The sequence below is a fragment of the Hydrogenophaga aquatica genome (assembly GCF_054780915.1).
Map to the genome: position 1 here is coordinate 1 of NZ_BAAGVK010000014.1, position 20023 is coordinate 20023.

The window sequence follows — 20023 nt, forward strand, 5'->3', positions numbered from 1 at the left end:
CATGCCCACCGGGCTCAACAACCAGGGGAGCATTGTGAGTGTTGTGTTCCACACGAAATGACGAAGGACCTAAAAATGGCTTCGGAGTCTATTGAATCTCTCGACCGCCAAGGAAAACGGCGCACACCAGCGCAGGTGCAAGACATCGTTGAAAGCCGATTGGACTCGACCATCAAGATGTACAACCGTTCACGGAAGAAATAGACGGTTCTCACGTCAATGGACAAATGGCAGCGCGATTTGTCCATAGCGCTTACAGGGGAGATTTTTGATCATTCACCTACCGAAACAACGACGGCCAAGGCCGTTTAAGGTAGGAACGAATGGCGATTTGGCGAATTCAAACCTGCAAGGCGGAAGCGGGCTACAAATCCAACGCATCAATTTACAACCTGGTCCGTGAGGGGCTTTGGACCAAACCCGTATCCATAGGGCAACGTTCAGTTGGCTGGCCCGATGATGAAGTCCGGGCGCTGTGTGTGGCGCGAATCGCGGGCAAGGCAGACACCGAAATCCGTGAACTGGTGAACCGGCTGCACGCGAAGCGGGCCGAGGCGGCGGTCGGGCTAATGGGAGGTGTGTGATGGAACTCATCCCAGCGACAGGTGCCCTTCCTGAGCGGAAGAACACGGTCATTGCCGAGGTCCTTGCCCACCTTCTTGACGGGCACCACATCACCGGCCTCGAAGCTGTCTTCGAATCGAACTCCACGCGTCTGGCGCACCACATTCATGCTCTTGGAAAAGGCCATGGCTGGACCATTGACCGTTGCGAGAAGGTGGTGGGTACCGCTGATGGTCGAGTACAGGCTGTCTCAGAGTATTGGCTGGACCCTGACGTGATCGAAGCCGCCATGAAGCTCGGTGCGCGCGAGTGGGTTGCTTTTGTTCGTAAAGCCCGGGCGGCTCGTCGTGCCAAGGCCGCACAGGCCAAGCGCGAGGCAGAGCGTCAGAACGCTGCGCGCAGGCGAACTCTGACCCCGGAGCAAATGGGCTTGTTCGCGGCGGTGCACCATGGTTAAGAGGAAGGATTTCCGCGACCCAAGGGGGCACAGTCTGCGAATCTACTCTGAGGTCTACGACAGTGCCGCTTTTGCCGCATTGTCGCCTCACGATGTGATGGCCTACCTGGCCTTGCTTCGAGAGTTGAAGCAGCACAACAACGGCGATTTGTCCTTGCCGCTGACTCGTGCCAAGGTGTGCGGCATCAAACATCACGTCACATTGGCTCGCAGCCTTCGTGCACTGTGCGCTGTGGGCCTTGTCGCTATCACCCGTAAGGGTGGCAGCAGTAAGGACGGACAACGCCTGCCCAGCCTTTATCGTGTCACCGACCGGGAGTGTTTCGAAATTCCAGCCAAGCATCTGTCGGCAATGCCAGCCACCAACGAGTGGAAGCAAGTCATCAGTGTGGCAGATGGGCTGCGGTTGATTGCCGAAGCGGAGCGCAAAGCAGAGCAGGCTGCGGCACCCAAAAGCACTGCCATTCGCGCTGCCTTAGAAAAAAAATCCCTAGGACACGGCGTGACAGTGACCAAGACACCGCGTGACATGAAAAGCGCCACGACCAAGACACCGCGTGACGTGTGGACTTCACGACCAGGACTCGGCGTGACTATGGCTGAAAAGCCAGAAAAATCAATAGGCACGCGGGTTTGCGCCGGTTTCGAGTCTACGGAGGAAAGCACTGGCCATAGGACACCGCGTGTACCTCCTTTACATATTGCCACCCCAGTAGGGGAAATTGGCAGTGCTTTGGTCGCTGACCACTCCGGCAACCACGAAGGCAACAAGCTGGAAAAGCCAACCGAAACCAAGGGCGAACCCAGCGGAAACCTAATGGTTATTCGTGGCGGCCCCATCGAAACCCTGGACGACCTGTGTGCCGCTGTAGGTTGCCGCTCAACTTGGATTCTGCCCAAGCTCCCAACCGTTCAAAGCCGACTTAATGGCCATCTGATTGCCGCGTGAAGGACAAGACCATGGAAGTACTGAAACACCACGAACTCAAAGCCGAATGGGTTGAAGACAAACACGGTCCGGCTGTGATGCTGACTCAAGAGGACGGCTGGGGTGATGAGCACGAGCACTCTGTAATCGTGCACCCATACCAGTTGCGCCACGTCTGTGAACACTTCGGCATTCTTGCCGCAGATGAGCAATCAGCAAGGGCCATTGCTACCTTGCGGCGCCGCCTGCTGGCCTTGTGCGAGCGAATCGGCGACCTCGAAGGCTGCTTGACCAGGCTCGACGGCGACATGGATGCGGACTGGTCTCGCGAAATGGCCAAGCTTGATGCGCTGGCAGACCTGGCCGCCGAGTGGCGCGAGGACCTTATGCCCCTCGACCAAGAGGCCACACGGCGTGCTGATACGGCCATGCAATGTGCCATCAATGTTCCCGCAGGCGCAGCCCGAACCAAGCAAGCTGATTTGATCTGAGGCTCACTCCATGACTTACCGATTACACCAACCGAGCTCTTTCACCTCCCTAGTGGAGCGCCGGTCGACCGCACTCAAGAGCCAGCATGCCTGGGTCAAATTGGCCCGCGGGTCTGAGCCTGTTTGAGCAGGGGGAAAGCAGGCATGACAACACGCAAACCGACTGTCACGGCTTGGAAGCCCGGGCAAAGCGGAAACCCTCGGGGGCGCAAGCCCGGCACCGGGGAGGTGGCTCAGATTCGCGCGAGCATCGCCCAGCGCATGCCAGAGCTGCTGCAGACCCTGATGGGGCGCGCACTTGATGGGGATTTGGGAGCGGCCCGGTTGCTGCTGGAGCGAACGGTTGCCCCCTTGCGCGCTGTGGACCCAGCCCAGGTGATTCACCTGCCTGGCGGCACCTTGACCGAGCGCGGCCAGGCGGTTCTTGGCGCCGTGTCGGCTGGAGAACTGTCGCCCGGCCAGGGTGCGGCACTGATTGGCGCCATCGGCTCGCTGGCGCGCGTGGCCGAGATGGACGAACTGGCCGCCCGCGTGGCGGCGCTGGAGAGCAAACATGTCAAGACTTGAAGAGCGCGTGCGCAAACTGGAAGCCACCGCCGACCAGGTGGACCTGCAGGCCATGACCGACGAAGAGTTGGATGCCTACGCCGAAGCGCATTGGAAAGAGCCTCCTTGGGGCTCTGATGAAACCGTGGCGGCCATCCTGACCAAGATAGGCCGCAAGCCCAGTGCCTGGCCGGTGGTGCCGGACCACCTGTTACCCCCTGACGATGAGGATTGACCATGAGCCACCTGAACGAACGTATCAAGAAGCTGGAAGAGGTCACGCCCATCGCACGCCCCGGCATCGGTGTTGCCATTCCGCAGGACGGCGAAACAGAAGAGCAGGCCATTGCCAGGGTGAGGGCGTCCAAGCCATGCCGCAAGGTCTATCTGGTGCAGTTTGTGGATGCGCTGCCCCGAAATGAGGACGGAGCAGCGGGTACAGTCACTAGCATCAGCACCTGATCTATTTGGCTTTGACAGCCTCCGAGTCACGAGCTGGGTAGCAGGCTTGACCCAGCGGAGGGCGGTAACCTAGGGTGGTCAAATTTGGCGCTCTTTTTGTGTGCTGTTGCTGTGAGGATCAACGCTATGAGCAAGTGGCCGTCGCTGGAGCAAAACGTGCATTGCGCGCACCCCACGCATTGGTGTGTTTTGATAAACCGCGAAGAGCGCGTGGCCGCGATGCAAAGGCAGTACTTGGACTACGTTGTTCGCTTTGAACGCAGCGACCGGCGCAAGGGTTGGCTGCGCTTCCTGGTGCGAAAGCCCTTGGCGGCATCCTGTGCATTGTTCAAGGGCCAACCTCTGCCCACGGAGTGGCGCCGCGACCCGCTGCGTGAGGACGACTTCTGGGCCGAGCGATATCTGAAATATCTGGGGCGCATGACCCCGAAAGATTGAGCGCGCATCTCGCACCAAGTGGTGCACTCCACTTTGGCCCAGTCGCACAAGGTGCTGGCCATGAGCTTTTGGGCTGGCATTGACACGCCCTGGTTTGGCACAGAAGATGTCGCAAACAGGGGGGAACATCACATGCGCATCAGTCTCTTAGCGCCGGTTCTGGCAATCGCCTTCTTTTCCAGTGGCGCACACGCCCAAATCTTCAAATGCACCGGTCCTGGGGGCACCATGGAGTTGAGCGACCGTCCTTGTGCCAAGGGGAAAAGCTCTGTGATCAACGTAGGGCCCACCAACGTTTTGGATGGTTCTCACAATCGGCGTCTGGCTGCTCAGCAGAGAGAAGAGCGTGCCGCCGAGGCTGTGAGGGAGAGGTTTGACGCAATGGTTGCGGCTGAACAGCGCCAGCAAGAAGAAGTGGCCGACTCAGACCGGACACTTAGACAGAAGCTGTTCAAGGCAAATGTCAAGGCGCAAGCAGGTGCGCGTCGGGCTGAGCGGCAAGAGGCTGCGGCCAGGGCAAACGCTGGGACCATTGACCTGCGTACTGGCCAGCATTTCCCTGGGGTGGCTGGGGGTGTAATTGATCCACGGAACGGCACTTTCTATCACGACACCGGCGCGGGCTATGTGAACACCCGAACGGGACGCTTTACGCCCAAGCACTGAACCTACTCACGACAATCGCAAGCGGCCATTACTTTGCCTGAGGTGGTATCAGCGTGTTGCCCAAGCGTTGCGAGGGTATCTTTGTCAAACAATAGGTAGGTCAAGATGAGACTCCCTCCTTTGCAGATGAGAAGCAGTTTCTAAGTTGCTGGTTTGATGTATCATTCCAAGCAAATACAAAAACAAACAGGTGGGGTTATTCATTGCAGCACGCAGTATGAGTAAATGTGGGATACGTCGATTCCAACTTCCCGAAAGTTGCCTTGAGTATCAGGCTCTTGTCGCTGCAGTTTCATACCTCATATCACAGAAAGAGGGTCTATGAATTCAGAATCGCTGTTCACCTCGGTTAATCCGTTACTTTGCCAGCGGCAGACTAGGAAAGCCGTTGAAATGCTCACGGGTATAGTGAGTGACTGGCATGCTTGCAGATGCACGTCTACATAACAAAGAGAACTCCTTTTCTCGACTTAGTATGCGCCATCTCGCTGCAGTGACTCATCGCTGTATGACTTTTTCCTCTATCAAGTGCGACAGCCGAAGCAGCGAACTGCTGGCCGAGCTTGATTCAGTCAGGCAAGAGTGCCTGGTGTAGGGTGGGTCTAACTAAGTGCGTCACCCAACAATACCGTATTGATCCGAAGTACAACCATCAGCCACAAGGAGGGCCACTTGAGTAAATTCGTAACGGTTAACCTTTTTGATGTCGAGTGGACAAAGAATAAATGTCAAAAGCTCAGTGACACACTGGATGAATTCAAGTCTCTACCTCTTGACAAGCGGTGGCGTCAAGATATCCGGCTTGACACTATCGACAAAGTTCCTGCAGAGCCGCTCCGGTCGCTCCCTGAGAGGTATCACCTTAACTTCACCAAAAGGCGAGATATCGGACCAGGAAAGCTGGGAACAACTGCGCCGATTAGCGACATCCATCTCCAAGTGGGAGAAGACTTCGGGGAGGAGACTGCAGCGATATACGTGCCATCGAAGAAAATCCTGCTCGTATTGCATAACCAGATTGGGATCGGTCCTAGCCGGATGATGGCCTACCTCAATGCTCTAGACCCCGGCACGAACCGATTCTTCGACTATGTAGCAGGGCCTAGGCTGGACAACAAAGTAATGACAAGACTCAATTCCATGCGCAACATCTTGTCAGTTGACATCGCCACTACGGTTGATGCGCTTCAGGCGTCGGCCGACGGAGTGGCTCTTCCGTTAGCCCAAGCAAGCCGCGTGGCTTCAGCCAAGAAAGTTACACTGCGTCTTAGTGCCAACGTGACGAGGAAGAAAACCAACTTCTTGGGCGTGAATACAGTCGTCGAGTTCGTGAAGTCAATGACCAAGCAAGGCGATGATGTCTCGAAGCTCCAGATCAAAGGAGAGGACCCGACTACCGGTGTTAAGGATCAGATGATCGACTTGCTAAGGCACAAGGTCAAGCAGACCTATAAGGCCAGCGAACTGGTAGTGCACAATCACAGATACACAGAGCAGTCCCGCCTGTGGTTGCTTGATCGTGCGCTAAAACTTTGGATTTAATCGTCTCTGACTTGCTGTGGACAAACTCAGAGTTCAGCTTGAAAAGTATGGGCCATGGCTTCTCGCCATGGCTGTCGGCGCAGTCTGGTTCCTTGCGAAATGTGATGTGCCTTCGGAGTTCGCCAAGGAGTTGCTCGGAGCACTTATTTCTGCGTCAGCAATTAGTGCTGGTTTTTTGACGACCGCTTTGTCCATCCTCTTGCCTTTGGGGTCAACCGAAACGGGCAGGCGCTTGCAAAACTCCGGCCACATGTTGAGCCTCCATCGCTTTTTGAGGTCCGGTATTCTGAGTTGTCTGTTTTTGGCAGTGCTCTGTATTGCAGCATTTTTGTTCTTATCACCCGAGTCCAAGTCCATCGGAAAATATTGGTCCACAGCCATCTTGATAAGTGGGACCCACAGCACCGCATCCTTAGTTCGTGTTGCGGAAATATTGCTCAACCTGTTTGAGCGATTAAGCGTTCCTGAAAACCAAGATGGCTGAGTGACCTGCTGACTTCATCAACTTAATCTGAACTGACTCAGTTCCAATATCCAAGCCTCTTGGCAAAGAGTACCTGTGACACTTTGCCGCCGACTCCCCTCCTAGCTAAAACTCGGTACGTTTGTCACCGGTTTGTAAGCTCGGCGTACGCTCCTCCCCGCGAAAAAGAGTCTCAGCATGTCACCTCTTCTTAGACATTCTCAGGGGTATTGCATCTGGTTGCCACGCCGGGTGTCTTTTTCTGCCCAATATTGCCTGAAGACTGTGCAGTGAATCGAAATGTGGGGAACAATGTGGGGCAAATGATGAGAAAATGATTAAAAAACTTATTCAAAATCAAGGACTTGCGTTCTTCGTTCAGTAGACCCCAGCCCCATACAAGCAGAAAAGCCGCCGGGTATTCGTATCCGGCGGCTTTTTCATTGGGCCCAGTAATGGCCGCTCAGATCTTCATCGCGCTGATGTAGCTGTCATAGCGCCACTCGGAGAAGCGGCTCCACAGGATCTGGTCGCGCTGGAAAGCACGCATGTCCTGGTGGATCTTCTTGAACTCGGGGGACTTGGCCTCGTGCTCGGCGAACACCTGCATCGATGCCTTGAACCCGGCGTCCATCACCTCCTTGGTGAAGGGCTTGAGCTTGGTGCCTGCTGCGACCAGGCGCTTGAGGGCCTGCGGGTTCTGGGCGTCGTACTTGGACGTCATGTCGCGGGCGGCCACTGCCCCTGCAGCGCGGACGATGGCCTTGTTCTCGGGAGACAGCGCCTCGAAAGCCTTCTTGTTGATGAAGAATTCCAGTTCCGCGCCACCCTCCCACCAGCCGGGGTAGTAGTAGAAGGGCGCGACCTTGTTGAATCCGAGTTTTTCGTCGTCGAAGGGGCCGACGAATTCGGTGGCGTCGAGCGTGCCCTTTTCAAGGGCTTGAAAAACCTCGCCAGCGGGCATGTTCTGCGCAACGACACCCAGCTTGGCCATGGCCTCGCCGAAAAGGCCGCCACCCAGGCGCATCTTCAGGCCTTTCAGGTCCGCCACGGTCTTGATTTCCTTGCGGTACCAGCCACCCATCTGAGTGCCCGTGTTCCCCGAGCTCATGGAGAGGATGTTGTACTTGCCGTAGAACTCGTCCAGCAGCTTGCGCCCGTTGCCGTGCTCCATCCAGGCGTCCATGTGGCGGGCGGTCAGACCGAAGGGCACGGCGCAGCCGAAGGCGAAGATGGGGTCTTTGCCGGTGAAGTAGTAGGGGGCGGTCTGCGCCATCTCAATGGTGCTGTTCTGGATGGCATCGACCACGCCGAAAGCCGGGACCAGATCGCCAGCGGGATGGACGGACACTTCGAATTTGCCGCCAGACATGGCCTTGACGGTTTCCGAGAATTTTTCGGCAGCGCCGAAGATGGTGGGCAGCGATTTGGGGAAACTCGAAGCCATGCGCCAACGCACAGCGGCTTGCGCGTGCACGGCGGGGGCAACACCTGCGGCCAGAACGCCAGCAATGCCAGCGTTCTTGATCAGGAAACGGCGATCCATGTAAACAGTACTCCTCGGGGACTGGTGAAGGGAGAGAGGGCGGCGGGGGTATCCACCACCCGGCGGGGAAAAGTTGATCTATGCCATCATGCCAGACAGGGTAAACCCTTGGGTGTGACTGGCGTGACAGGGGCTGCAGTTGCAATATCGTTGGGTCAACGGGTTCCAGGGTATGGGGCAGTGTGACACCAAGGCATAAACATCATGAGTGTACGTACTATTTTACGGATGGGCGATCCACGCCTCTTGCAACTGGCCCGGCCGGTGACGGCGTTTGGCACGGACGCCTTGCGGACCTTGCTGGGGGACATGCGTGACACCATGGCTGCAGCCAATGGCGCGGGGCTGGCGGCGCCGCAGATCGGTGAAGACCTGCAGGTGGTGATTTTTGGCACGGGCCAGCCCAACCCCCGTTACCCCAACGCGCCGGTGGTGCCTCCCACGGTGCTGATCAACCCCGTGGTTGAACCCCTGGGCAGTGAAATGGAAGGCGACTGGGAGGGTTGCCTGTCGGTGCCAGGTCTGCGAGGCTGGGTGCCGCGCCACTCGCGTGTGCGTTATTCGGGGTTTGACGAGCAAGGCAACCGCATCGTGCGCGAGGTTGACGGTTTTCACGCACGGGTGGTTCAGCACGAGTGCGACCACCTGATCGGGCGGCTCTACCCGACGCGGATGACGGATTTGATGCGGTTTGGCTACACGGATGTACTGTTTCCAGGACTTTTGGCAGCCGATGACGACTGATCGGCTTCTTGAAGGCCGTTGATGTGAAGGGCCGCGCGCCCGTTATGCTTCACGGATGACGAAGACGATGTTCCCGGGCCGTAGCAGCCCGTCCGAAGGCGGGCGGGTGTGCCGTGTGTATCTGGCTGGCCCCGAAGTGTTTTACCCCGACGCCATGGAGCGGGGACGGCAGATGAAAGCGGTGTGTGCCAGCCTGGGTTTTGAGGGGCTGTTTCCGCTGGATGCCGACGTGGCGGGCTCAAATGAGCCCGCACGAGCGATTTACGAGGCTAATTGCCGCCTGATTGCCTCGGCGGATGCCGTTGTCGCCAATTTGCGCGACTTCAGGGGCTTTGAGCCCGACAGCGGCACCGTGTGGGAGGTGGCGCATGCCCTGGCTTGTGGCAAGCCTGTGGTGGGCTATCTGCCAGACCGGCGCAGTCTGATGGAGCGCATGACCTCTCAGGTTTCCGGCGGTGTGGATGCCGAAGGCTGCGTGGTGGAAGACTTCGGCCTGCCTTTGAATCTGATGCTGGTACACAGCCTGACGGCCGTTGCCTATGGCCAGGAGGACGGTTTTGCGGGCCTTCAGGCTGCGTTGGCGGCGCTGCGCCACCATTGGCCGTCAGCCTGATGGCGCACCCTGTCAGCGGGTTTGAGGGGCGTTCGCGGTGTTCGGGTTGCGCGGCGGCGTGCCTTGCAGCCCCTTCGGGCCAGCGGTGAGAGTCAGGCGTGAGCCACTGGACAGCGTTCCCCCATCGGCAATTTCCACGGTCAGTGTGCGCTCACCTTTCGTGAACACCAGCACACTCGTCTTCGCCTTCACCGATGAAACGCCTGTCCAGCCCTTCGGCGGGAGCTGGTCCCGGTAGAAAGTGAAGATTTCCGTCGGGCCCTGGGTGGCCTGGGCCACGATGCGTCCTGTCCACTCCGGGCCCGCGCCCAGGATGAGCGACTGCTCGTTGTCGATCTTGGCGTCCTGAGGCATGGGCAGGTCGCCCAGCAACTGCGGCTGTATCTGCTCGAAGCTTTCCATGCGTGACGGCGTGAGCGTGGAGCACCCGCTAGCGGCAATGACAGCCCCGGCAACAACGGACAGTGAAGTGATAAAGCGAAGCATGTGATCCTCGAATGTGCAGATGCATCAAGTTTACCGGGGCAGGGGAGTGTCACCGGTTTTCTGTACAGGGACCTTGAAAGGCGATGGGCGGCCTGATGCAAACCCTGATATCCGTGGATGGCTTTTTCTGTAAAAATAGCAGTTTTTGAGGTTCTCTGATTTTCCTGATTGGCAAATCACTCTTGCTGCATGGAGAAAGCATGGCAATCCAAGTACAGCTGGAAGAGCCCAAGTGGCCCGCGGTGGATGAGATCGTCTCTGTCCGTTACCTGGGTGGAGACCCTTACATCAACGACAGTGACGAGCGCATGGCTGACTTGATCTGGTGGAGTCAGTCCAGGCCGGTCCGCCCGAAGAAGCCTCTGGAGCTGGCGGCGTTTGAGTTTGATTTCAAGGGCATGGAGCCGCAGTGACGCTGCGCATGGGGAGAGCGTTCCCGCGAAGCATGAAAAAAGCCCGGACAGTTACCTGTTCGGGCTTTTGCATTTGGTGCTGTGTAGTTTACCCCTATCTGAGTCCGACCTTCCGACCCCTGAGTAATACTGGGTGCGTGTGCGTAGAGACGAGGGCAAAACGGTGAGACCCTTTTGGGGCGGCGTCTCAGGAAGCACCCGGTTGCCTGCCCCTGACGGCGCTCAATCCCGGTTCAAAAATGGACATTCGTCTTTGCCAAACATGTTGTTTGAAGCGAAGTGGTAAACGCGGGTGACGATTTTCCGTCCTGTGAAATACCGGCACACAAGGCTTTCGCCTTGGCCGGCCCCCAAGTCGCCGTAATCTTCTACGATGTAGCTTTGGCCCGGAATTACCAACCGTTCCGAAACTAAGACTCTTAAGCCAAGGCCCATGTAGATCAGCCACCCAGCGAGTAGTAAAACTATCACGGCGACGATCCGATACCAAATTTTTTCTCTCATTCGGCTCTCTGGTGTTGGTCGAGAACTTGGATTATCGACTCTGCTATGTGGTTACGGATTGCTCGTGATTCGTGCGCACCAGGATGTCCACTTATTGCAAGATAAGCCCAAACGAAATCGGCGGCATCAAAGGCAATGGCAGTTTTTTCACCTGACTCGCAAAACTCGCCAACCCCAATTAATCGCTCTTGTTTTAGGCGCTCCACAGCTGCACCATGTCTGGCGATTTTTTCGAGCAGATATTCAGGCGTCATTTGCAAATCCTTTTTGGAGTCTTTTTTACATCAAAGAGTGGACAGATAGGTTCAAATTGCTTGATTTGGCATTCCTGTCTACAAGAGGTAAATCGAGAATTTCGGGAAATATTAGACTTCTGGCATTCAAGCAAAACGGCAATACCCAAAGCTTCAGCCCCGTGGATTTCGGGAACTCAAAAACCGGCAGCGGCTGATCAAATGCTGTGGTCCTGGGGTAGACCAAAGCCAAAACACCAGCGCCGTCCAAGTAGCTCTGGCCGTAGGCCTGCAACTGATAGAAGTCGGCCTGTGACAGGCCATACTTGTCCGATCCGTTGGCTTTCACGCCATCAAGCAACTTCCACTTGGTGTCCAGCACCATTTGGTTGGCATGATCATCATGAATCAGCAAGTCGGGCTTCATCCGGAACCAGTCCTGCTCTTGATGGCGAACCAAGTAGTGGCTGCGGGCTTGTGTCTTGAGCACAAAGCCATGGCTGACCTGCTTTTGCAGATGCTTGGCGACGAAGGCCTCGAACAATGCCTCCATCGGGAACAGCAAGGAAGGGGCAGAGTGATTACCTGTGCCGGTCAGCGGTGACTCATTGCCCAAGACGAGCCGCGCCCACGCCAGGGCACCTTCGTAATGACCCATGCTGCGATCGATGCGCACCTTCTGAAAATCAGCACTCGGCTGGTCAGACACTGGTACATCTGCAAACACGAACGCCAGCTCACGGGCCAATTTCTGGTTTTCCTGGGACGTGGTCAATCGCAGCACATGCTGCAAAGCTGTGTGCAGCAAACGGTTTTCCGGCCGGTCCGTGGTGAACTCATCAAACTGCGTGAAAAATCGATCCGCCCGAAACAGGTTTTGGCGCAGATGTGCAGCCACCATCAACTTGCCACGCAGAGCAAAAATATTGTCCTGCCGGACCGAGTAGTCACTTTGAAGCCCACGCTTGACCACCAGTTCGACTGTCCGCAAGAACTCGGAGATGAAGACTTCCAACAGTGGCATGCGACGGGCCAGCAACTTGGCCTTGTCGGTCTGCACATGCCTAAAGCGCTGCAGACAGCAGAGCATGTCGATCAACAGCTGCCTGGCCTCGACGGCCCCGCCACCGATGGCCCTGCCGACCTTCGGCAGCACCTCAATCTGGAATCCGTTGGGCGCACGCAGGACGCCGACAAAGCTGGTCACCTGAACGGCGCGCATGCCCTTGCGCTGTGACAAACGAATCCATGAACCCTCGTCGAGGTCTGCGATGCGCAGCGCTTCGGCTTCAAGCCATGCGAACACAGTTGGCGGAACGGAATGAACGCCATCTACGTCGACAGCACCGCCCCCGGTGGGCACCAGCGCGTCGAATTCGTAGATGGAGGTGGGCTTCATCGCAGGGTCAATCCGCCACGGCCTCGTAGATCCCGATATAGGCCCTGGGATTGGACAGCGCAGCATCTTGCTTGTGAAACCGTCGCTTGGTCGAGAAGGTGTCCAGCCCGTGGTCATGACCAAAGAGCTCGATCAAGTCGTCTTCGTGGTCTGGGCTCTCAGCAATGAATTGCGCCGAAGTTGGTTTCTGGTTGTCCGCCAGAACCAACCGAATCTTTTGCCAGTCCTCGAAGAAATACTCCTCAAGCAGCGGAATGATCCGGTTGCGAAAGACCTCTTTTAGGGCATCAAACTGAGCCTGTCCGTCGGCAAGCTGCTTCAAGCCGGTGAAATAGGCATGGCCAATGCAGTGGTCACGGTCGTAAAGTGCTTCGATGCGACGGTTGATTGCCGCCAGCATCTTCGGGATGTTGATGACTTCGTCATCAAGCGAGATGCGCAAACCAGCCAGTGGTGCACCTGCCTCATCACTGGCGTTGGGCAGGATGGGCACGAATTCAAAACGGCGGCGCAGTGCAGTGTCCAGCAGCGCCAGCGACCGGTCTGCCGTATTCATCGTGCCGATGATGTCCACGTTGGACGGGACGCTGAATGGCTCACCCGAGTACGGAAGTGTCACCGTCACCGCATGCGCGCCACCTTCACGCTTGTCTGCTTCGATCAGCGTGATCAGCTCACCGAAGATCTTGCTGATGTTGCCCCGATTGATCTCGTCGATGACCATGGCAAATCGCTGGTTTGGCGCCAGACGCGCACGGCGGCAAAGGTCTTTGAACGCCCCGGAGCGGATTTCGTACTGCACATCAGACTCGTCCGCGCCGCTGGTCAGGACCGGGCGTAAGCCCTCCACAAATTCTTCGTAGCCGTAGGATTGGTGAAAAGTGACGAAGCTGTAACGCTGGACGGCACCGGCAGGCTCAGGGCCCTTTTTCAGTTCGTCGACCAACTCCGTGAGGTGCGCGCAGTCATCCTGCCAATCACCGGCAAACTGCCAGAACGACGTCTCGGTTTTGTCGAAGATGGCCGGGGTGATGCGCACCTTCATGTTGACCGTGGTGGACTCATCAACCGTGTGGTTTTGCAGGGTACGCCACAGCGTGTTCTGAATGATGCTCAGTTTGGCACCTTTCTTGGCAGCCACAGCTTGCGTGAAAGGATGCTTGGCAATGTCACTGACCTTGGCCGACGCCGACTTGCCACCCATTTCGTACAGGGCGGCAGCAGCCACCTCCCACCACTTCAGGTGCGAGAAATTGTCGGCAATGAACTGCTGACGCCACTCATCATCCGACACGTCTGCAGTGGCACGCTCGTAATCCCGCTTGAGCAACTGCATCAGCGTGTAGGTCTTGCCAGTACCAGGTGGCCCGTAATAGATGATGTTCTTGCTCATGCCACCTCCTAGGGGTCTGGTGTCTTGATCTATCGTTTCAGTTGTTGTCTTGGCTTCATTCGTATCAGGGTCGAAATTCCATGCCGCCAGTGAGAGGCTTGGGAAATCATGGACGGGGAATCGATTACTGGCGAACTCACCTTCGAGTTGCTCCACCAACTCCAGGTAGCGTTCCGCGCTGCAGGGTGCGCCCTGGCCACGCTTCAATATCTGGATGCCCAGCTTGGATTCCAGATAGTCGCGGGACTGGCCGTCGAGCGTCAGGTAATGCCACGGCAAGATCCAGTACAAGCCTTGGCTCAAGTTCCAGGAAGTGCCTCGCACTTGTATGGCGGCGTTGTAGGCTTCGATGAACTCTTTGCGGGTTGCGCTGTTCTCGTCGTCAACCAGTCTGATGGCGGCTTCAAAGACGCGCCAAAGCTTTTCGATGTCATCCGGCTTGCGGCGGTACGCGTATGAAAAGAACCAGGAATTCTGTGGATTGACGATAGGGATGCCATCGAACGACGTCGGTGGTTCATCAGCAATGCCTATCATCTGCCCCAACTGACCGGCGATCGTGGCCCGATTCTTGGGAGTGACCTTGCCGCGATTGAAACCGCCCATCAACGTGAAGGGGCAGATATCCTCAAGTGCGATGCGATTCTTCGCTGGGTTTTCGTCGTTGGTCAGGTAGGTCAGCAGCGGCTGTGTTTGCGCCAGCGACTGCAGGCCTGAGATCAGCGGTGTGCGGTTGTGCCGGTATTCCAGCAGCTTGCGTGCAAAGGCTTCGTAGAACTCAGTCCATGCGAACTGGTTTTCAATGGAATGGTCGCCATAGCGCTCCTTCCAGTAGGGTGCATTGCGGAACCGATCAATGTCTTGGGCTTGTCCCTTGAAGGTGAAATCGATCAGTCCTTCGGTACACCAGTCCGTGGATTCCACACGCCAGACGGTCAATCGGTTGGTGTAGAAACACCAGATGCGCGGCGGGTCAACCTTTTCCCAGTCGACCTTGACGCGTTTGCCATCTTGCATGTTCTCGGTGATGGTGCCGATGGCCTTGATCGCCATGACCGAGACAGGCTGCCCCTTGGCATCGAAGGGCAGGTTGTGCTTTTGGGTGTAGGTGGACTTGATAGCGATGCGCTGCCCAGGACGCATGGACTTGACTTGATCCAGGTAACGGTCGTCGTAGCCGTTTTCCCAAATGCCATCGGCAAGGAAGCGTGGCGTCTGATCGTTGGTGCGGTCGTAGCTTGCACCGACGAACCAGTAGGTTTCGTTCATAAATCCCCCCTGTGATGGGCATTGATCGGGTTAATCAATTGCCACCACCGTGTCATAAAGTCCGTAATGAGTCAGCCCCTCATGGCTGGGTATACCGGTGTACCGCAGCGAGGCATCTTCATACCGCCGGAACGCAAACACCGCCTGATTCATCTGTTCGGTGTTGAATACCTTGAGGCGGACCAAAAGGTGAAAATCTTGAACCGTCAGGCCGGTGACTGTCAAAAACAGATCTGGCTCAAGCTTGGTGATAACGTCCTGCAGCGTGTTCTCGCGGAAATCGGTGAGGTACATGAAGGCCGGAATGCGGGTAGCGAACTTGATCAGCTTCTCTTGCACCAGCTTGCGTTTGGATTTGTATTCACGCTCTTCGTCGGACAGCTCTTTCTTTTCCTTATTACTCAGGTCGCCTTCTTTGGCCTTGTTTTTAAGCCCCTTGACCTTCTCGCTCTTGTTGATAATGGTCTCGATGATGTTGTCGCCCAAAGAGCGCCATCCTTCAATTCGCTCGACCGCAGCCATGGCATCAGGGTTGTCCAAAATACGACGCAACGTACCGTTGTCTACGTTGACCAGCAAGGCGCTTTCCCACTTGCGGGCCAGCAGCGTGGCCGACGTGCCGGCCATCGCAATATCCAGAATGCCACCCGCATCAATTTGCGTCATGTTTGCGCCGTCGTAGGCCAACACGGGCAGGAAAGCCACCAGATCCTTGACCGCGTTTTCCGGGTTTGATTCATTGGGCGACAGGCCAATGCCATACTCGCACAACTGCCGCAGCGCACGCGTGGGAGCGAAATCGAAAACGAAGCACACGGGCTTCAGAATTTCTTCCTCATTCGGGTTGTCGCCGTTCGGATTTTTGATCGACCACGGCGACTGCACCCGAAATGCCGCCTGAAAATAGGTCTCGGGCGACTTGAGGTTCCGCAGCATCAAAATGGACGACCATTGCGCCACCGTCACACCTGTCGTGAGCTTGCCGCAAGACAGGGTAATGGTTTGGCTCTTGAACCCACTGCCAATGGCGCGACGAACCGGTGGTAACGCCTCTAAGCCAATGCCGGCAGATGTCCCAGCAGCGACAATCACTTCATACCCATGCCAGAAGGTGTTTTGCTTCTCGGCCAGAAGATTGGCCATGGCATGGCAAGCTGCCACGTTGGGCATGAACCAGAAAGAATGCTGCAAGTAAGGCAACAATCGCACATCCGAATAGGGAAACGGCGGCCGCGTACCTGCTTTCAGCAATTCAGTGGAATGTGCTGTATGCCCACCCCGAATGATGTCTAGCCACTTTTGTACGTCACCCTTGTGTTTGAATTTGGCGCTCGGGCCAACCCCTGATGCATCGAAAAAGGCATTCAGGTCAAATTCATCAAACTCACCGCCGCTGGCCACCGCCAACAGTTCATCGGGCATTTGATAGGTCAATAGCCGCATCTGAGGCAACGAGCCGTATGGGTTGCGTTGACCAGGGTACTGATCAGAAAACGCTGCCTTGGCCCGCTGCTCGTCGGTGTACGTCCAGTTGAAAATCTGTTCTTCAATGAATTCGCCTGTGGCCAACGCTTTGAAGGGAGTTCCCGAAAGATAAAGGTATGCACGCGTGGTGATGGGTAAAAACTCTGCCTCTTGGTCGGCCAATACGGTCAAGTCTTCATTGACGCCATCGAGTTCCCCGCCGTATTCGAGCTTGGCCTCCTTCTTGGCTACTGCATCGTCTTCACCTTCAAACAGCTCCTTGGCGGTGTCGCGCCAAGCACCAAAGTGGTATTCATCGAATACCACCAGATCCCAATTCACCGTGTGCAACCATTCGTTGCGGGGCTTGATATTGCCCAATGCGTCGCGGCCGAGCAGGTCTTGAAAAGAACCGAAGTAGACAACGGGCTTGTGCTTGTCGATCTGCGTCGGATCACTGCCCGAATTTCGGGACAGGTATTGCCAACCGTCGAAATCAACATGGCTTTCGAGATCGGTCTGCCATGCGTCTTCCACGGCCGGTTTGAAGGTCAATACCAGCACGCGCTTTGCACCCAGTTGCTTGGCCAGCTGGTAACTGGTGAACGTCTTGCCGAAGCGCATCTTGGCATTCCACAGAAAGCGTGGCGCTGCATTCGCATCTTCGGCCCAGATGGATTGGTAGTAATCCAGCGTCTTGTTCACAGCCTCAGCTTGTTCGGCACGCATGCCAAATGCCTCGTGGTGAGTACCCGTGAGTCGCTGGCCAGTGCGCAGCTCGGTGAGTACGGTCTTCACATCGTCAACCGTGCACCGAACCCATTCCAGCTCAGGGTTTTCCAGCCCCTTTTTGACCAACGCTGCGCGAACCTCATGGTCAGAAAAAATGCTGCCGTCTTCGCGCTCCGCTGCCTCGTCCAGAACGATGGTGTAGTTTTTGATTGCGGCAGTCTTCAACTGCTCTGCTACGCGCAACGCGACGTCACGCGTGGTTTGGCCTACCTTGAGCAATCCAGCGTGGGCATCGTCAGTAATGGAGTAGGCGTATATGCGGGGTCTAGCTGTTGGTTTGGGAGCGAGGATGTCCTCGACGGTGGGCTTATTCATCGTCGACTTCACTCACTTCGACTTCACCCAACAGATCGCTCGACAGATCCATCGGGCGTACGACCTTCTCGATGAAGTCGATTTCTTCTTGTGTGATGCCATACCTGGCGTACAGATCAGCGTCGGACCAGGGCCGACTCCAGTCCTGCTTCGGCACAAATGTGTAAACCTTGCGCGTGGTGTCCTGCGAAGGTTTATGCAACAGGATCAGGAGACGCGTCAGACGGCATGTCAGGTAGGACAGCGCGTTTTCAGCTTCTGCCTTGGTCGCGAAGGGTCCGATGCAGAGGTAGGTTTCTGAACAAACGCTGCCTGGCTCACCAATGAATGGCGTACTCAGAATTCGATGCGGATAGGTATCTCGGTTGCCGGTTCCAGGGGCTGCACGTCCAACGTAAATCTTCCAAGCGTCTACATATTCCAGACCTGCGGAGATCGAATCTCTTGAGACATAGCCCGTACCACCGTTCTGGTAAATCAATAGGTCATCAGCCTTTTTTGTCTTGCGTCCTTTGAACGTGGTTTCCAGTGCGAATGGTTTTCTCGAGCTAACCAGCGCATCGAATTTTTTATTTACTGGTAACTCAACAGAGCCAGATGCGCCAGTTTCGTAATCCGTTACTTTCTTAAGTATTGAAACACCTTCGTTAAAGCGAATAAAGACATCGGCACCTGTCTCCATCAATGGGCGAATTGCTGTGGAAACAGGCCAGTCCTTAAAGTGCGTGCTAACTTGGCAAAGGCCTCGATGGTCACGATTCCAAAGAAAGTAGCAAACACCACCTTTCAGGCCCACGCCAGGGAAAACGTCCGAGGCGCTGAGGTAATCGTCAATCGACCTCAAGCGGTCGTCTGAAAGCATTGATTCACGGAAATCATCCAACCCTTTGCCGCCCGCAAACCAGCGTGCTGGAATGATCATTGACAGATACCGAGGCTCAAGCTGTTTGGCCTGCTCTACAAACATCTGATAGATGGGCGCGGCGCTTGTGCCGTAGCCGCCGTCGCTAAGCTGGTACGGCGGATTACCGATGATGACGTCGAATTGCATTGCCTCTCCAAACAACTCGGCCATGCGAGTTTTGATGTTGTCGGTGTGAATGAAAGCGTAAGCATGGGTTTCCATGTCGCCGCCCCGGTCCAGCGCCTGTTGGCTGGCGCCACAGTAGGTGCATTTGCCGTTGACCCAGGTGTGCTCGGTGCGCTCGAACCAGATGTTGCCAGCCTCGTTGGTGAAGCCCTTGGCCACGGCGTGCGGCCCGTTGGCCCATTTGGAGCAATACAGGCTGCGCCGAGCCAGCAGACTGGTCAGACGGGTGATTCCAATACCAAACACCTGCTTAGTCAGAATGTGGTTCACGCGTTCCTGCAAATCGGGGATTTCACCTGCCAATCCTTTGACCAGGCGGGTCGTGATTTCACGCAGGAAAACACCGGACTTGGTGAACGGATCCAAGAATTTCACCGATGAGTCAGACCACAGGTCTGCTCCATCATGGTCAGTGGCCCACGTCTGGGCCACCATGTCCAACATGCGATTGGCCAACTCAGGCGGCGTGAACACCTCGTCGTTTGACAAATTGGCGATGCAGGTCAGCACATCAGGGTTGCGCCCGCGCAGCGTGAAACTGACTTGTTGATTCATGTGACCTCCCGAGGCACGTTGTTTGCCTCAAGCGCAGCCAGCTCGCGCATAGTCATTGGCGCATAGGTCTGAATGGGCGTGAAAATTTCGTGCTTACCGAACAGTGATCCCTCGGCGCTGAAGTTGGCAGAGCCCGTCAACACATCCAACCGAAAATCCCGGCGCTGAAACTTGCCTTTGCCCAAGTAGCCCCACTCTGCAAACGCGATGGGTTGGCCATCACGTGCACGCATGGTCAGTGCATCGCCGTGAAGAATGTTGGTCTTCAACACGTGCATGGCAGCCAAGTAAAGCTCGTCCTCGTCGCTTGCCTGGGTATATTCAACGAATATTTCCAAGGCGTTCTCGCGACATTCGGCAACGTTGTCTGCCAGCAATTCAATGCCATAGATACACATCAAGGCCAGCAAGGCGTAATGCCGCCGCTCGAAATCTGACTTACCGTATTTCAATTCAACGGCAGCCAGTTTGCGCCTCAAGATACGCGCAATGAAGTTGCCGCTGCCGCAAGCTGGCTCCAAGAACCGAGCGTCAATGCGTTCGCTCTCGGCCTTGACCAGGTCGAGCATGGCCTCGACCATCCATGGAGGCGTAAATACCTCGCCGTGGTCGACAACACGCTGTTTTGATTTAACCAGTGTCACGAATAA

Annotated in this window: 23 protein-coding genes; 14 read left to right on the top strand and 9 right to left on the bottom strand. The window is 56.2% G+C overall.

Annotated elements, in window-relative coordinates; translation table 11 throughout:
- The first annotated feature begins 323 nt into the window (after positions 1 to 323).
- From ACYVHH_RS11905 to ACYVHH_RS11955, 11 genes are all read left to right on the top strand, one after another.
- Entirely contained in the window at positions 324 to 584 is a 261-nt protein-coding gene (locus ACYVHH_RS11905) for a helix-turn-helix transcriptional regulator (protein ID WP_460565394.1), read from the top strand.
- A complete protein-coding gene (locus ACYVHH_RS11910; protein WP_460565395.1) occupies positions 584 to 1021 on the top strand; it encodes a helix-turn-helix domain-containing protein in 438 nt (145 codons plus the stop codon). Before ACYVHH_RS11905 ends, ACYVHH_RS11910 begins: the two co-directional genes overlap by 1 nt.
- Positions 1022 to 1118: 97 nt before the next feature.
- Entirely contained in the window at positions 1119 to 1970 is an 852-nt protein-coding gene (locus ACYVHH_RS11915) for a hypothetical protein (RefSeq protein ID WP_460565396.1), read from the top strand.
- Positions 1971 to 1981: 11 nt separating this feature from the next.
- Complete coding sequence (locus tag ACYVHH_RS11920) at positions 1982 to 2440, top strand: hypothetical protein (RefSeq protein ID WP_460565397.1); 459 nt, start codon at positions 1982 to 1984, stop codon at positions 2438 to 2440.
- Between the two features lie 144 nt (positions 2441 to 2584).
- Positions 2585 to 3007 (top strand): DUF5681 domain-containing protein, encoded by a 423-nt coding sequence (locus ACYVHH_RS11925; protein ID WP_460565398.1) that lies wholly within the window; start codon positions 2585 to 2587, stop codon positions 3005 to 3007.
- A complete protein-coding gene (locus ACYVHH_RS11930; protein WP_460565399.1) occupies positions 2994 to 3221 on the top strand; it encodes a hypothetical protein in 228 nt (75 codons plus the stop codon). Before ACYVHH_RS11925 ends, ACYVHH_RS11930 begins: the two co-directional genes overlap by 14 nt.
- Before the next feature lie 2 nt (positions 3222 to 3223).
- Positions 3224 to 3448, top strand: coding sequence for a hypothetical protein (locus ACYVHH_RS11935; protein ID WP_460565400.1), 225 nt, complete (start codon positions 3224 to 3226; stop codon positions 3446 to 3448).
- 126 nt (positions 3449 to 3574) lie between these two features.
- Positions 3575 to 3886 (top strand): hypothetical protein, encoded by a 312-nt coding sequence (locus ACYVHH_RS11940; RefSeq protein WP_460565401.1) that lies wholly within the window; start codon positions 3575 to 3577, stop codon positions 3884 to 3886.
- 60 nt (positions 3887 to 3946) lie between these two features.
- Positions 3947 to 4552 (top strand): DUF4124 domain-containing protein, encoded by a 606-nt coding sequence (locus ACYVHH_RS11945; RefSeq protein WP_460565402.1) that lies wholly within the window; start codon positions 3947 to 3949, stop codon positions 4550 to 4552.
- 672 nt (positions 4553 to 5224) lie between these two features.
- On the top strand, positions 5225 to 6094 hold the full coding sequence (locus ACYVHH_RS11950) for a DUF6731 family protein (RefSeq protein WP_460565403.1): 870 nt from the start codon (positions 5225 to 5227) through the stop codon (positions 6092 to 6094).
- A 67-nt stretch (positions 6095 to 6161) separates the two neighbouring features.
- Positions 6162 to 6578, top strand: a complete 417-nt coding sequence (locus tag ACYVHH_RS11955; RefSeq protein WP_460565404.1) for a hypothetical protein — start codon at positions 6162 to 6164, stop codon at positions 6576 to 6578.
- A gap of 442 nt (positions 6579 to 7020) precedes the next feature.
- Here ACYVHH_RS11955 and ACYVHH_RS11960 read toward each other — a convergent pair whose 3' ends face one another.
- Positions 7021 to 8103: a TRAP transporter substrate-binding protein gene (locus tag ACYVHH_RS11960; RefSeq protein WP_460565406.1), complete on the bottom strand. Its 1083-nt coding sequence runs from the start codon at positions 8101 to 8103 to the stop codon at positions 7021 to 7023.
- Positions 8104 to 8307: 204 nt separating this feature from the next.
- Between ACYVHH_RS11960 and def the strand changes: the two genes are divergently transcribed.
- Positions 8308 to 8847, top strand: coding sequence for a peptide deformylase (gene def, locus ACYVHH_RS11965; RefSeq protein ID WP_460565407.1), 540 nt, complete (start codon positions 8308 to 8310; stop codon positions 8845 to 8847).
- Positions 8848 to 8902: 55 nt separating this feature from the next.
- Positions 8903 to 9460 carry a nucleoside 2-deoxyribosyltransferase gene (locus ACYVHH_RS11970; RefSeq protein WP_460565408.1) on the top strand — a complete coding sequence of 186 codons (558 nt, stop codon included), beginning with the start codon at positions 8903 to 8905 and terminating at the stop codon, positions 9458 to 9460.
- A 12-nt stretch (positions 9461 to 9472) separates the two neighbouring features.
- Here ACYVHH_RS11970 and ACYVHH_RS11975 read toward each other — a convergent pair whose 3' ends face one another.
- Positions 9473 to 9946, bottom strand: a complete 474-nt coding sequence (locus ACYVHH_RS11975; RefSeq protein WP_460565409.1) for a hypothetical protein — start codon at positions 9944 to 9946, stop codon at positions 9473 to 9475.
- Between the two features lie 200 nt (positions 9947 to 10146).
- Between ACYVHH_RS11975 and ACYVHH_RS11980 the strand changes: the two genes are divergently transcribed.
- A complete protein-coding gene (locus ACYVHH_RS11980) occupies positions 10147 to 10359 on the top strand; it encodes a hypothetical protein (RefSeq protein WP_460565410.1) in 213 nt (70 codons plus the stop codon).
- A gap of 222 nt (positions 10360 to 10581) precedes the next feature.
- Here ACYVHH_RS11980 and ACYVHH_RS11985 read toward each other — a convergent pair whose 3' ends face one another.
- The 7 genes from ACYVHH_RS11985 to ACYVHH_RS12015 are packed head-to-tail and all read right to left on the bottom strand — an operon-like array spanning position 10582 to position 20017.
- Complete coding sequence (locus ACYVHH_RS11985; protein WP_460565411.1) at positions 10582 to 10863, bottom strand: hypothetical protein; 282 nt, start codon at positions 10861 to 10863, stop codon at positions 10582 to 10584.
- Complete coding sequence (locus ACYVHH_RS11990; protein ID WP_460565412.1) at positions 10860 to 11117, bottom strand: hypothetical protein; 258 nt, start codon at positions 11115 to 11117, stop codon at positions 10860 to 10862. Before ACYVHH_RS11990 ends, ACYVHH_RS11985 begins: the two co-directional genes overlap by 4 nt.
- Positions 11118 to 11142: 25 nt before the next feature.
- The gene (locus ACYVHH_RS11995; RefSeq protein WP_460565413.1) at positions 11143 to 12495 is read right to left on the bottom strand and encodes an McrC family protein; all 1353 of its coding nucleotides are present in this window, start codon (positions 12493 to 12495) and stop codon (positions 11143 to 11145) included.
- Between the two features lie 7 nt (positions 12496 to 12502).
- Positions 12503 to 15157: an McrB family protein gene (locus ACYVHH_RS12000; protein WP_460565414.1), complete on the bottom strand. Its 2655-nt coding sequence runs from the start codon at positions 15155 to 15157 to the stop codon at positions 12503 to 12505.
- 30 nt (positions 15158 to 15187) lie between these two features.
- Positions 15188 to 17728: a DEAD/DEAH box helicase family protein gene (locus ACYVHH_RS12005; protein WP_460565415.1), complete on the bottom strand. Its 2541-nt coding sequence runs from the start codon at positions 17726 to 17728 to the stop codon at positions 15188 to 15190.
- Complete coding sequence (locus ACYVHH_RS12010) at positions 17721 to 19373, bottom strand: Eco57I restriction-modification methylase domain-containing protein (protein ID WP_460565416.1); 1653 nt, start codon at positions 19371 to 19373, stop codon at positions 17721 to 17723. The genes ACYVHH_RS12005 and ACYVHH_RS12010 overlap by 8 nt, the downstream gene beginning before the upstream one ends.
- Positions 19370 to 20017: a DNA methyltransferase family protein gene (locus ACYVHH_RS12015; RefSeq protein WP_427772999.1), complete on the bottom strand. Its 648-nt coding sequence runs from the start codon at positions 20015 to 20017 to the stop codon at positions 19370 to 19372. Before ACYVHH_RS12015 ends, ACYVHH_RS12010 begins: the two co-directional genes overlap by 4 nt.
- Positions 20018 to 20023: the final 6 nt, after the last annotated feature.

Excerpts from the sequence above, each read along its gene's own strand:
- ACYVHH_RS11980 (WP_460565410.1), top strand. The coding sequence starts at position 10,147 with ATGGCAATCCAAGTACAGCTGGAAGAGCCCAAGTGGCCCGCGGTGGAT.
- ACYVHH_RS12010 (WP_460565416.1), bottom strand. The coding sequence starts at position 19,373 with ATGAATCAACAAGTCAGTTTCACGCTGCGCGGGCGCAACCCTGATGTG.
- ACYVHH_RS11925 (WP_460565398.1), top strand. The coding sequence starts at position 2,585 with ATGACAACACGCAAACCGACTGTCACGGCTTGGAAGCCCGGGCAAAGC.
- ACYVHH_RS11910 (WP_460565395.1), top strand. The coding sequence starts at position 584 with ATGGAACTCATCCCAGCGACAGGTGCCCTTCCTGAGCGGAAGAACACG.
- ACYVHH_RS11930 (WP_460565399.1), top strand. The coding sequence starts at position 2,994 with ATGTCAAGACTTGAAGAGCGCGTGCGCAAACTGGAAGCCACCGCCGAC.
- ACYVHH_RS11970 (WP_460565408.1), top strand. The coding sequence starts at position 8,903 with ATGACGAAGACGATGTTCCCGGGCCGTAGCAGCCCGTCCGAAGGCGGG.
- ACYVHH_RS11955 (WP_460565404.1), top strand. The coding sequence starts at position 6,162 with ATGGCTGTCGGCGCAGTCTGGTTCCTTGCGAAATGTGATGTGCCTTCG.
- ACYVHH_RS11915 (WP_460565396.1), top strand. The coding sequence starts at position 1,119 with ATGGCCTACCTGGCCTTGCTTCGAGAGTTGAAGCAGCACAACAACGGC.
- ACYVHH_RS11945 (WP_460565402.1), top strand. The coding sequence starts at position 3,947 with ATGAGCTTTTGGGCTGGCATTGACACGCCCTGGTTTGGCACAGAAGAT.
- ACYVHH_RS11990 (WP_460565412.1), bottom strand. The coding sequence starts at position 11,117 with ATGACGCCTGAATATCTGCTCGAAAAAATCGCCAGACATGGTGCAGCT.
- def (WP_460565407.1), top strand. The coding sequence starts at position 8,308 with ATGAGTGTACGTACTATTTTACGGATGGGCGATCCACGCCTCTTGCAA.
- ACYVHH_RS11975 (WP_460565409.1), bottom strand. The coding sequence starts at position 9,946 with ATGCTTCGCTTTATCACTTCACTGTCCGTTGTTGCCGGGGCTGTCATT.
- ACYVHH_RS11920 (WP_460565397.1), top strand. The coding sequence starts at position 1,982 with ATGGAAGTACTGAAACACCACGAACTCAAAGCCGAATGGGTTGAAGAC.
- ACYVHH_RS11935 (WP_460565400.1), top strand. The coding sequence starts at position 3,224 with ATGAGCCACCTGAACGAACGTATCAAGAAGCTGGAAGAGGTCACGCCC.
- ACYVHH_RS11960 (WP_460565406.1), bottom strand. The coding sequence starts at position 8,103 with ATGGATCGCCGTTTCCTGATCAAGAACGCTGGCATTGCTGGCGTTCTG.
- ACYVHH_RS11985 (WP_460565411.1), bottom strand. The coding sequence starts at position 10,863 with ATGAGAGAAAAAATTTGGTATCGGATCGTCGCCGTGATAGTTTTACTA.
- ACYVHH_RS12005 (WP_460565415.1), bottom strand. The coding sequence starts at position 17,728 with ATGAATAAGCCCACCGTCGAGGACATCCTCGCTCCCAAACCAACAGCT.
- ACYVHH_RS11995 (WP_460565413.1), bottom strand. The coding sequence starts at position 12,495 with ATGAAGCCCACCTCCATCTACGAATTCGACGCGCTGGTGCCCACCGGG.
- ACYVHH_RS11905 (WP_460565394.1), top strand. The coding sequence starts at position 324 with ATGGCGATTTGGCGAATTCAAACCTGCAAGGCGGAAGCGGGCTACAAA.
- ACYVHH_RS11940 (WP_460565401.1), top strand. The coding sequence starts at position 3,575 with ATGAGCAAGTGGCCGTCGCTGGAGCAAAACGTGCATTGCGCGCACCCC.
- ACYVHH_RS12000 (WP_460565414.1), bottom strand. The coding sequence starts at position 15,157 with ATGAACGAAACCTACTGGTTCGTCGGTGCAAGCTACGACCGCACCAAC.